Genomic DNA, 11,450 nt, shown 5'->3' on the forward strand with positions numbered 1-11,450 from the left:
GCATAGATATACCTCTTTCTTAACTATGCTTATCTTACCTCATATTTTCGAGATCCTTAACAGGTTCTAAGGCGAATTACTGCATCGAAAGTTGACAGAGGAGGAGACGGCATTAGAATGCTCAAAACACTATACACAAGATTATTTGTTGCATGAGCAATAGTTACTGGCCAAATCGAGTTGTCTTTTTCAAACAACCAGGTAAACATTATAGACATTGCACAAATATAAAGGGTATAAGCACAAATAGTCGGGAATGTAAAGCCATCCTTCCACAAAGCTGAGCCAGCAACCACATAAGTTGGTATGTGCCATACTGACCAAATAATACCGACAATAATTGCTCTGATATAAAAATTTGATATTTTGCTTTTAAGATTTTTCAAAAGATAGCCACGCCAACCGATCTCTTCACCAAGAGACATAATGATCCACATCACAAAGGTTGATAATAAAACAAATAACATCACTAATGGACTCAAAACTGCACTCAAATCCTTTACACGGTCTAACGTAAAAGACTCTCGGAAAAATGAAAAACCGCAGTAAATTGACAAAAGACCACTGGAAATTAGCATACTTACCAGAATAAGTATAAACCCTAATAGACAATTTTTTGGCGAACTAAGTTTAAAAAGATCCCTTACCTTCTGTTTATTATAAATGGTTAGCAAAATTGCAACTGAAGCCGGAACAAATGTTGTTAATAATGTTATGTCTTTGAAAGGTAAGCACCAAGCTATAATGCACGTCAAAAAATATGTAATTACAACAAATAATGTACAATTAATAGTGGTTAAATTCATGCACACGCCTATCAATTCCTCTTCTCCATTATTGATCTTTATTCATAAATTGTCAATAAAATACTTCTTCAGGGATGAATAGAATATTTTTTCTTTTTGAATTGCTATTGATAGTTTAATTTTTATATGTATTCCCTTTCACAACCGTTTGTCATCCCAGTGTCACGTGCTGGGATGACAGTAGGAGAGCTGCTTGCATGGCAAGAGGAAGACACTGGGGTGACATCAACTAAACTTGTCCAAATATGAGCGATGCATTAGTGCCACCAAAACCAAACGAATTAGAAAGTGCATATTGAATTTTATGCTCCTGAGCTTTAAACGGTACAAAATTTAAATCACATCCTTCTGAAGGCTTGTGTAAATTTAAGGTTGGCGGAATAATTCCATTATTTAACGCAAGAATACTGAATATTGCTTCAACGCTCCCTGCAGCACCAAGTAAATGTCCTATAGAAGATTTAGTTGAAGAAACAGGTATTTTATAAACGTAGTCACCGAATAACTGTTTCATTGCTATTACTTCAATTTTATCTCCAAGTGGCGTTGAAGTTCCATGTGCATTGATATACCCTACTTGATTGGGATTAATTTGCGCGCTCTTTAAAGCAAGCTGCATTGCCTTAAACGCGCCTCTTCCTTCTGGATGTGGTGCTGTAATGTGGTGCGCATCTCCTGTGAGTCCGTACCCAACCAGTTCAGCATGTATTTTTGCCCCCCTTTTTTTTGCATGTTCGTATTCTTCCAACACCAATATACCTGCTCCTTCACCCATAACAAAACCATCGCGTTCTGCATCCCATGGTCTTGAAGCTTCTTTGGGTTTATCATTGAATTTAGTTGATAACGCTTTCATAGATGCAAAACCTGCAATTCCAACTCTACACAGTGCACTTTCTGCTCCACCTGCAATCATAACATCTGCTTCACCAAGTTTTATAGTTCTTGCTGAGTTTATGATTGCATGCGCACCTGTTGCACATGCGGTTACTGCTGAATCGTTTGAACCTGTAAATTCGTATTTAATAGAAATATGGCCAGATATCAAATTTATTAGACTTGCAGGGACAAAAAATGGACTGACACGTCTGGGCCCTTTTTCCTGCATGGTAATAACATTTTCTTGAATTGACGGAAGACCACCTATACCAGAGCCAATAGTCACACCAACACGTTCCCGATTGATATTTTGGCTTTCCAAAATTAATGAATCATCTACTGCCTGAATAGCTGCTGCAATACCGTAATGGATAAAACGATCTGTCCTTTTTGAGTCTTTCTCAGAAATATAATCTAGTGGATTGAAATGGTGCTCAATGTTGTCTGATTGCAACAGCACCTGCCCTGCAATTTTGCAAGCAAGATCAGAAGAGTCAAATCTATCCGTACTGATTGCTTTTATGCCAGACTCACTTTTTATTAGCCTTGACCAAGTGTTGTCAACATCTGCCGCTAGTGGGGTGATTAAACCAACACCAGTGACTACTACTCTTCTGCTCATTTAACACTAACTATTAGCCTTTTTTATTATTAATATAGTCAACTATTTGCTCCATAGTTTCCATTTTTTGTGCGTCTTCATCTGGAATTTCTATTCCAAACTCTTCTTCTGCTGCCATGATGATTTCAACTGCATCCAAGCTGTCTGTACCATGCTCCGAAAGCTTTGAAGAGCTGTTGAATTTCTCTACATCCTTACTAATATGCTCTAGTATAATCTTTTTCACTTTTTCTTCTATGTCTTCCCTAGTGCTCTTTGCTAGTTCGCTATTCACATTTCTTACCAAAAAAATAACCTATTCTTTGATGTTATAAAAAATTTTTATGTTTGCAATATCTTTTATAACTGGTAAACTACAGTAAAGTTTTCTACTGCCCTAGCTGGCTAGCGTTACGTGCTAAACAATTAACAATTCAAAAATGCTAGACGAAACAACAAAAAATTTGCTTATTGTAGAAGTAAATAAACTCTTACCCGAAAATAGCGAGAATAAGCTTATATTAGCTATGCGTTATATACTCCTTGCTCCTGCAAAACATATACGCTCCTTTTTAGTCGTAGCTTCATCGCGAGTGTTTAACGCGGAAGCTAAAAAAGTAATATCAGTTGCTGCAGCAATTGAATTTGTTCATGCTTACTCTCTAATTCACGATGATTTACCGTGCATGGACAACAGTGATACTCGCAGAAGCCAGCTAAGCTGCCATAAAAAATTTGATGAAGCAACAGCAGTGCTTGCCGGAGATGCACTACTTACTCTGGCTTTTGAGGTATTATCTTCGTTAAATGAGAAACGCTGTGAGATCATAAAAGTTCTTTCTCAGGCAATAGGAATTAGGGGAATGGTGGGAGGACAGGCTTTAGATATTAACAGTGAGCATATAGATTTTAGCCCCCAACCCCCTGTCATGCAAGTAGCGGACACTGGGATCCAGAAGGCTTTGCCTACAAGCATTTCGTGCAAAAAGCCATGCGATAGTGGAGCTGAACATGAAATGGATTCCAGTGTCAGCTACTTGCATGACACCCTTTCTACCTTAAAACTACAACATTCGTACGGCTGTATGTATGACGCTGGAATGACGTCGGGCCAAGCTGATAAAATAAAAGAAATTCATTTGATGAAAACCGCAAAACTATTTGCAGCTTCATGTGAAATAGGTGCTATAATAGGGGATGCTACAGACAAGCAACGTAAAGCGTTATATAACTATGGAATAAATCTAGGGCTTATCTTTCAAGCTAAGGATGATATTGAAGACTACGAACAAGATAAAACAAATAACCTAATGTCTGTGCTTGGTAAAGGTGAAGTAGAGGACTATATAGACGGCCTCTTTAAACAAGGCTTGGATAATTTGAGTGCGCTTTCAGGGGACACTAATTATTTATATGATTTATTGAACCAAGTAAAGAAAGATGGTTAGAAAAATTATATTACAAATGCTTATTTCCGTAGTAACGATTCTCACTTTAACTTCTACTTTTGTGTGTACTATTGTCTATATAAACAAAGGTAAACCGGAAAAAAAGGACAAGCTTTATGAGATAAATGCCACGCATGGTGGTTTGATACAGACGATAGCATATTACCTAGTGAAGCCAATACTTGAATCAGCGCTTGACCGCTATATTGAAAAGCATGGGCTGACAGAATATTTAGAAGAAATGACGCAGCAAAAAGAAGAAGATTCAATAAATTTTTATGAAATTACTGAAGGCAGTGGCAGCAAAGCTTTTTGTGGCCTGGAAGTCCTATTGCAAATATATAAAATTTCTAATAATAACTTAGCAACACTCCCTAGCAAAGTTTCTGATGTTACTTTGAAAATAGGTCAAGATAACCTAAAAGAAGTGAGTTTAGGGGTAATAGGTATGAAAGAAGGCGGAGAGCGTGTAGTTACTATTGCCAATGATAACAAAATGAATTTTAATTCTTATTACGTCAAACTGATCGAAATAAAGGATAAATATCCCGACTCAGTAAATAATCTGATGGTTTTTAATGACTTAATTAACAAGACTGGAAAACAAGTAAGGTGCGGTGATGAGATATCGGTTAAATATAGCGTAAAGGAGCATAATGGAGAATATATAGCCAAAGATCAAACAGTGCAATTTAGGGTTGGCGATAAAAAAATACCACTTGCTATAGAGCTTGGAGTTGCGGGAATGAGAGCTGGTAATAAAAGAACTATTCTTTCTCCGCCTGACCTTTTGACTATTACTGACGATATGTTAATAAAAGACATAGATTATGATGAAGAAAATATCTCAATAATTGACTTAAGCTTAGATGTTAAGCAAGAGGTCGCAGCACACCATTCTACTGTTGAAAAACAGCCTAAAGAATATAGCTGAAATTTTAGGTCTACTGGCTGACCTTCTGAACACTTTCTATACTACTTAAAGTAGGCTTTTCGTTTTTCCTAAAGTATAAACTTAGATAAATCAAGCTGCTTCGAAATTGACTCAAGTTTATCTTTTACATACTTGCTGTCTATAATGAATTTTTCGCTATTTTTCTCAGAAGCAATGAAACTTATCTCATCTAAAAGCTTCTCCATAACAGTGTGAAGCCTTCTTGCGCCTATATTTTCCACTTGCCTATTAACTGTAAACGCTATTTCAGCTATGGTTTTTATACCATCATCAGTGAACTCAAGTGTCACATTTTCTGTTTTCATTAAAGCTATGTACTGCTTTAACAAACTAGATTCTGGTTCCTTTAATATTCTTATTAAATCTTCTTGAGTAAGTGCCTTAAGTTCTACCCTGATCGGTAATCTGCCCTGCAATTCCGGTAAGAGGTCAGATGGTTTAGACTGATGAAAAGCACCAGATGCAATAAATAATATATAGTCTGTTTTTACATGGCCATACTTAGTTGTAACAGTTGTTCCTTCAAGTAATGGTAACAGATCGCGTTGCACTCCTTCTCTGTTTACTTCACCTTTTACTTCTGTACGCGCTGCAATTTTGTCTATTTCATCCAAAAACACTATACCGTCATTACTAACAAGATCAATAGCTTCTTTGATTATCTTATCTTCATCCATTAGCCCTTCACTTTCTTCATTAATTAATATTTCACGCGCTTCTTTTACCTTCACCGTAATAGTTTTTGTTTTTTTGCTCCCGTTAAACATCTTGCCCATTATTTCTGTTACATTCATCACACCAACTTGCCCACCTGGCATACCTGGTATATCGAAAGTAGGTAACATACTCTTGCTCTCTCTGACGTTAATAGAAACTTCTCCGTCCTCAAACTCTTTATTCCTCAACCTTTCTCTAAAAATTTTTTTACTCTCTTCGGTTGCATTTTCGCCTACCATAGAGTTTACTATTGTTTTCTCAGCTAAAATTAAAGCCTTTTTAGCTAAGGCTTTACGGGCTTTCTCTTTAACTAAAACTATTGCTGCATCAACTAAATCGCGTATTATCGAATCAACGTCACGTCCAACGTACCCTATTTCAGTAAACTTCGTTGCCTCAATTTTTATGAACGGTGCACCGGCAAGTTTTGCTAAGCGACGAGCTATTTCAGTTTTACCAACCCCTGTATGACCGATCATCAATATATTCTTAGGTATGATTTCATCACGCAATGGAAATGGAACCTGATTGCGACGCCAACGATTTCTGAGCGCAATAGCAACAGCACGCTTTGCATCATCCTGTCCGATTATGAATCTGTCCAATTCTTTAACTATCTTCTGTGGTGGCAGGTCATCTAACAAAACTTGAGTGCTGTCATTAACTTGAACATCGCTGTCATTTGAATCAAAACCACTCTTAGTATCTTTATACAGGTTATCTTTTTCATCGTAGGTGTCACTACTACAAGACCGCCCTTCTGAAAGGGTTATGGGCTGATTGGAAAAATTGGTGCATAAAGTTTTTTGCTTGGAAGACATATCACTCCTCTATCTTTTCAATAACTACATTATGATTTGTATAAACACATATATCGGCAGCTACCTTCATAGCCTTTTTCGCAATTTCCTCTATTGATATTCCTTTAATATCAATTAAAGCTCTTGCTGCAGATAGAGCAAAATTTCCCCCAGAGCCAATAGCGGCGATTCCATCTTCAGGTTCAAGAACATCACCTGTTCCCGTAATTACTAATGAAATAGATTTATCTGCAACGATCATCATAGCCTCTAATTTCCTCAGATATTTATCCATTCTCCAGTCTTTTGCAAGTTCAACACATGCTCTCATTAATTGCCCTGGGTGCTTATCAAGTTTAGATTCTAGTCTTTCAAAGAGAGTAAATGCATCAGCTGTTGCTCCAGCAAACCCAGCAATTACAGAATCACCAGAAAGACGCCTAACTTTTTTTGCTCCGGATTTTATAACAGTGTGGCCCAGTGAAACTTGTCCGTCACCTATTACTACTACACTTTTATCTTTTCTAATTGACAGTATAGTAGTGCCATACATTTTACTGTTGTCGTGTTGAATCATTTTTCTATCACTTTAAATAAGAATCCCATTATACTTTAATCTTTAGTCAAATTTGCTAAATATGTTTAATTATAGCTTATAATATAATACCTTCCTTATAACATTTAAAGTGTAGATGCAAAACATAATTCACCCAGATTTGGAAAAAAGTATAAATAATTGGTTTGAGGCAAAATTTAACGGCCTTACATTGCCATTTTATAGCTCTATAGATCTTAGAAACTCCAGCTACAAAATTGCCCCAGTGGACGCTAATTTATTTCCTGCGGGGTTCAATAACTTAAGTGAAGAATCAAGAACGATGGCAGCAAGATTGATAGAAAGCTACTTTAAAAGACATCAATACAAAAAGGTTCTTATAATACCGGAAAATTATACACGAAATAAAATGTATATAGAAAACGTATTTGCTATAGAGAGAATACTGCAACTGGCTGGTTTTGAAACTAAGATTGGCCTCTTTCATAATGAAACGTACAATTTAATAGAACCGTATGAAGCTATTGTGAAGGAAACCTCTCTATTAAAGACAACTTCAGGATTTGTGCCTGATGTTATTATACTGAACCGTGATATGACGAGCCACATTCCAGACACGCTAAAAGACGTAAAGCAAGATATAGTACCAAGCCCACTATACGGTTGGCATAGCAGGCAGAAATTTAAGTATTTTGAAATCTATCAAGAATTAGCGTCCGAGTTTTGTAGCGAATTTAAAATGGACCCATGGCTAATTTCTGTGCTTACAGAGAGCTGTGATGGAGTTGATTTTGATGATGATTCATCACTAGGAGCAGTAGCAACTAAAGTTGACCAAATATTATCTCTAGTGCAAAAAAAATATGAGGAATATGAAATAAAAACACAACCTTACGTTTTTATCAAAGCAAGCAATGGCACATATGGGATGGGCATTATAACAGCAACAAGTGGAGAGGAAATATTAAACCTCAACAAAAAAAAGCGTCATAAAATGAAAAAGATAAAAGAAGGAATAGCAATCAATAGTGTTATTATACAAGAAGGTGTACCAACCATTGACGTATTTAAAAGCAGTTCTGCAGAACCGCTAATATACCATATAGGAGATACTCCAACATGTTACTTATACCGATGTAATAGCAGGAAAGATGTATATTCCAGCTTAAACTCCATTGACTGCGAATTTTATGACGTTAGCAAAATAGTGGAAGAGAAACCTCTAGCACTTTGGAATATAGTTAGTAAATTAGCAGTGTTAGCATTAGCGGTAGAAATAAGGTCTTTTCACCTCTAACCCTTACATTCCCACAACGTTGCCATTGGGGAGACCATTACCATCATAATCGTGCCTAATATGATTAGCGCCATCAAGTTCAGTGGAAGGATCATCATTGATAGGTTGATTAAACAGTTTATCAAACTGAACTACCAAGAATACTGCACTATATATTATGCTGACTGTTACGCTTAAGTTGAAATTATAGATTATACCATTACCTAAGTTTATTGGTATAGTTGGAGTCTCTATCCTTCTTAATATGAAGTTTAATAAACCTAACGACAAAGTTAATGTGCTGATAATGAGGTCCTTCTTACACTCAGCAGACTTTTCAGGATCCTTATTATCTAGGTATTTTCTCCATGAATAATAGTAACTTATAGGTTCCGAAATAAACAGAAATAGGATCGTTGATGTTAAGCTAACATAACTTATTACATCTGCATTACCTCTAGCCAAAAAATGTATGACTTCCAGCATCATCAACGCTTCTATGGTGCTATTTGTAAGACTAGCCGATTTACCCAAAATTTTTGCTAATTCTTTTTTACCTTTAGGATCTTTATAATCTTTTACCAAATCCCGTAAGATAAATGCAGAATGGACAATGTATAGGGTAGATGTCGGAAATTTCACCCATCGGGCAACATTCTTTACAAAGGAGATATTGGATCTGTTATTGTCAATAAACTCACAGCAAAATTGCAGTGAAATCTTACACAATAGGGCTGTTAAACCTGTTGTGATGCAGATTACCTTCCTGAAATCATGATTATAAATATCATGCACCTTTTGTGCGGGCGTGTTGGATTCCTTTTTTGGCATAAAATAGTTAATAACTCCCTATTATTCTATCACATCAAATCCTAAAAGAAAAGCTCTATAAATCAGGACTTTAAGGGAGATTTATGCACAAATCGGCTAAGCATTTTATAAACAAAGAATCGGTACTGAGAGTTGGCACGCGAAAGTAATATCCATCCTTGATAATTGCTTTATATTCTATATCAAGTTCAACTAGAGTTTCTGAATGCTCAGAAACAAAAGATATAGGTGATAGAACTACAGGTACACCATCAGCTTTTGCGCGTAATAGCTCACTTTCAGTGCTTGGCTCTAGCCATTTTACAGGACCAATCTTACTCTGATAGCATATTGACCAATCTAAGTTATTGATAGCTAACTTTTCTACTATTAACTCTACGCTTCTTTCTACCTGTGAAGCGTAAGGGTCGCCCTTTTTAATGATACTAAGAGGTAAGCTATGGGCTGAAAATAGGACTCTTGGTTTACCGATTTTGCTAGCCAATTTATGGTACTTAGCTATCAGATTAGCGTGAGCTTCAATAAAATCTTGGTTATCATAATAACGGTGAATCATTTTTGTATTGCATTTTAGGCCATATCGTTTAGCATTTTTTTGCCAATTCTCGATGGATGACAGAGTTGTGGTAGTTGAATATTGAGGGTATAGTGGCAGCAGAATCACTTCATCAGGATCAAACTGTTTTACACTTTCAATAACTTCGTCAGCAAATGGACGCCAATAGCGCATGCAGATGAATACCTTGTGTACATGGTTTCTATCTTCGTTTAATTTTAGTTCTAAAGCATTAGCTTGCATTTTTGTATTCTCTAGAATTGGCGATTTACCTCCAATTTCCTCGTATATTTTTCGTGCAGTATTTTCTCGTTTCGCAGATATAAACTTTGCTAAAAGAAACCGAAAGGGATTCGGTAGATTGATTATTCTCCTGTCATAAAAAAGGTTGAATAAAAAAGGACGGACCGCATTTAGTGAATCAGGCCCGCCAAGATTAAATAAGATAACTGCCTTTTTCACCTACGCACTACTACAACAAGTTACTTTCGGGGTACCTATAAAATTAGCTACACACTCATCAAATTTAGTTATAGGCACTAAATTTCTCACATTTGCATACAATAAGTGGCCAAATCTCTGCATGTTACTCTGTGTGGATTCAAAACTTCTATCAAAAAACAGATCAACACAAAAACTTGGCACGGTTTCAAGAAGTTCAACAGCAGCTAAAGATAGCATTATACAACTTTGCAGGACCTTCAAAAGAACCTTTAGAGGGAAAAGTAAAACTTTAACGAAAAGAGAGGTGCTACTCGTTTCATTCAGTGGTTGCACTGAATTGGGCGAATTATACTCGATGTGTTTTCTATTTTGATCAAAAATAGGAAATTTTATAGTATCTTTCTTAAATTCCGCGTCTATTTCTTTTCTACTGTGGTTAGTGATTTTTTCCATTAACTTCTCACGCAGATGAAAAGTTCTGACAATAAAACATGTGGCAATCATTAAGGCAGCACATAAAAGTGCGCATTGCATGAGGCTCATACTGCCTAGCATAGCTGGCAGTGCAAAACAAACAAGCGGTGCTATGATTGTCATTTCAAGAAATGGAATAGTGTTTCTTTTCATTGCAAAGGCAGCACCTTCTTTTAATTTTGTATTATGATGTGAACTATATTCCAAATAACTTAAAAATGCCAGACTAAAAGTCAAGAACCCTTTTGTTCCACACAAAAGCGATGACTTAAAGTTACTTACTAATTTTTTAGTAGTAGATTCAGCTTGTTTAGTAGTGTTATTTTTACAACATTTACCCATACAATACCTCCTTGATGATTTGTCCTTAATTATAGATAAAAAATCACTTCTATGAAATTAAAATTTGTAATAAAATAAATCTATAAATGTACTATTCTATATAAGGAAATAATATGGCAATTGAGAAGACACTTTCAATCTTAAAACCTGATGCAGTAAAAAATAATATTACAGGCAATATAAATTCCTACATCGAACAATCTGGGCTGAAAATCACAGCACAAAAAATGATGTTACTAACAAAAAAACAAGCAGAGCTGTTTTATGAAATTCATAAAGATAGGCCTTTTTTTGGGGAATTAGTAGAGTTTATGACCTCTGGTTCTGTGGTAGTTCAAGTTTTAGTTGGTGAAAATGCAGTAAGTAAATACAGAAAAATCATGGGAGCTACCGATCCAAAGCAGGCAGATAAAGGCACAATCAGGGGTGATTTTGCTGATAATATTAGTGAAAATAGAGTTCACGGCTCAGATAGTCTAGAAAATGCTCGTAAGGAGATAGCTTTCTTTTTTGCTGAATGTGAGTTGGTGTAGTCAACTCAGATTGGCGTCATCCAAGTAGCTGACAACATAGAAACGAAAAAACTTCCTTGACAAACCTCGCCAGCCCCCTTATCATGAAACTGAGGCTATTGTATTTGCTTTCGCCAATCTGCAGATTAAAAGGTAGGGGTTACTTAATGTATCGGCGTCTTGTGTTCAATTTTTTGCAGTATATAGATACTGTATGTCTTTACAAAACTTCATCTACATCTAGATTTTTATC

Annotated in this window: 13 protein-coding genes and 1 pseudogene; 6 read left to right on the forward strand and 8 right to left on the reverse strand. The window is 36.0% G+C overall.

The features are described 5' to 3' along the window. Positions 1 to 68 precede the first annotated feature (68 nt). A pseudogene (locus OZD61_RS01210) lies at positions 69 to 755 on the reverse strand (CPBP family intramembrane glutamic endopeptidase); the annotation flags it as partial. Between OZD61_RS01210 and OZD61_RS01215 the strand changes: the two are divergent. Further along, the gene (locus OZD61_RS01215; protein WP_274979549.1) at positions 664 to 888 is read left to right on the forward strand and encodes a hypothetical protein; all 225 of its coding nucleotides are present in this window, start codon (positions 664 to 666) and stop codon (positions 886 to 888) included. The pseudogene OZD61_RS01210 and the gene OZD61_RS01215 sit on opposite strands and share 92 nt — an antisense overlap. Before the next feature lie 44 nt (positions 889 to 932). Next, positions 933 to 1,055: a hypothetical protein gene (locus OZD61_RS01220; protein ID WP_274979550.1), complete on the forward strand. Its 123-nt coding sequence runs from the start codon at positions 933 to 935 to the stop codon at positions 1,053 to 1,055. On the opposite strand, the gene fabF is transcribed toward OZD61_RS01220, so the two are convergent. Both fabF and acpP read right to left on the reverse strand, forming a co-directional pair. Next, complete coding sequence (gene fabF / locus OZD61_RS01225) at positions 1,036 to 2,307, reverse strand: beta-ketoacyl-ACP synthase II (RefSeq protein ID WP_274979551.1); 1,272 nt, start codon at positions 2,305 to 2,307, stop codon at positions 1,036 to 1,038. The genes OZD61_RS01220 and fabF overlap by 20 nt on opposite strands. A 13-nt stretch (positions 2,308 to 2,320) precedes the next feature. After that, positions 2,321 to 2,581: an acyl carrier protein gene (acpP, locus tag OZD61_RS01230; RefSeq protein ID WP_038248799.1), complete on the reverse strand. Its 261-nt coding sequence runs from the start codon at positions 2,579 to 2,581 to the stop codon at positions 2,321 to 2,323. A 145-nt stretch (positions 2,582 to 2,726) separates the two neighbouring features. Here acpP and OZD61_RS01235 point away from each other — a divergent pair, with 145 nt between their 5' ends. Then, a complete protein-coding gene (locus tag OZD61_RS01235; RefSeq protein ID WP_274979552.1) occupies positions 2,727 to 3,734 on the forward strand; it encodes a polyprenyl synthetase family protein in 1,008 nt (335 codons plus the stop codon). After that, positions 3,727 to 4,668, forward strand: a complete 942-nt coding sequence (locus tag OZD61_RS01240) for an FKBP-type peptidyl-prolyl cis-trans isomerase (RefSeq protein WP_274979553.1) — start codon at positions 3,727 to 3,729, stop codon at positions 4,666 to 4,668. Before OZD61_RS01235 ends, OZD61_RS01240 begins: the two co-directional genes overlap by 8 nt. A 68-nt stretch (positions 4,669 to 4,736) precedes the next feature. Here the strand turns inward: OZD61_RS01240 and hslU are convergent, their stop codons facing one another. Beyond that, on the reverse strand, positions 4,737 to 6,227 hold the full coding sequence (gene hslU, locus OZD61_RS01245; RefSeq protein ID WP_264705442.1) for an ATP-dependent protease ATPase subunit HslU: 1,491 nt from the start codon (positions 6,225 to 6,227) through the stop codon (positions 4,737 to 4,739). 1 nt (position 6,228) lies between these two features. Beyond that, positions 6,229 to 6,783: an ATP-dependent protease subunit HslV gene (gene hslV, locus OZD61_RS01250; RefSeq protein WP_182321246.1), complete on the reverse strand. Its 555-nt coding sequence runs from the start codon at positions 6,781 to 6,783 to the stop codon at positions 6,229 to 6,231. 115 nt (positions 6,784 to 6,898) lie between these two features. On the opposite strand from hslV, the gene gshA reads away from it, so the two are divergent. Further along, positions 6,899 to 8,059 (forward strand): glutamate--cysteine ligase, encoded by a 1,161-nt coding sequence (gene gshA / locus OZD61_RS01255; RefSeq protein ID WP_274979554.1) that lies wholly within the window; start codon positions 6,899 to 6,901, stop codon positions 8,057 to 8,059. Positions 8,060 to 8,062: 3 nt separating this feature from the next. Here gshA and OZD61_RS01260 read toward each other — a convergent pair whose 3' ends face one another. The 3 genes from OZD61_RS01260 to OZD61_RS01270 all read right to left on the reverse strand — a co-directional run bounded on the left by OZD61_RS01260 (position 8,063) and on the right by OZD61_RS01270 (position 10,685). Further along, positions 8,063 to 8,869 carry a hypothetical protein gene (locus OZD61_RS01260; RefSeq protein WP_274979555.1) on the reverse strand — a complete coding sequence of 269 codons (807 nt, stop codon included), beginning with the start codon at positions 8,867 to 8,869 and terminating at the stop codon, positions 8,063 to 8,065. Positions 8,870 to 8,939: 70 nt separating this feature from the next. Continuing rightward, a complete protein-coding gene (gene hemH, locus OZD61_RS01265) occupies positions 8,940 to 9,887 on the reverse strand; it encodes a ferrochelatase (protein WP_274979556.1) in 948 nt (315 codons plus the stop codon). Then, positions 9,888 to 10,685: a hypothetical protein gene (locus OZD61_RS01270; RefSeq protein ID WP_274979557.1), complete on the reverse strand. Its 798-nt coding sequence runs from the start codon at positions 10,683 to 10,685 to the stop codon at positions 9,888 to 9,890. 113 nt (positions 10,686 to 10,798) lie between these two features. On the opposite strand from OZD61_RS01270, the gene ndk reads away from it, so the two are divergent. After that, complete coding sequence (gene ndk, locus OZD61_RS01275; protein ID WP_274979558.1) at positions 10,799 to 11,218, forward strand: nucleoside-diphosphate kinase; 420 nt, start codon at positions 10,799 to 10,801, stop codon at positions 11,216 to 11,218. The last annotated feature ends 232 nt before the right edge of the window (positions 11,219 to 11,450 follow it).

Origin of the sequence: Wolbachia endosymbiont of Drosophila bocki, assembly GCF_028982005.1 — a bacterium.
Lineage (GTDB): Bacteria > Pseudomonadota > Alphaproteobacteria > Rickettsiales > Anaplasmataceae > Wolbachia > Wolbachia pipientis.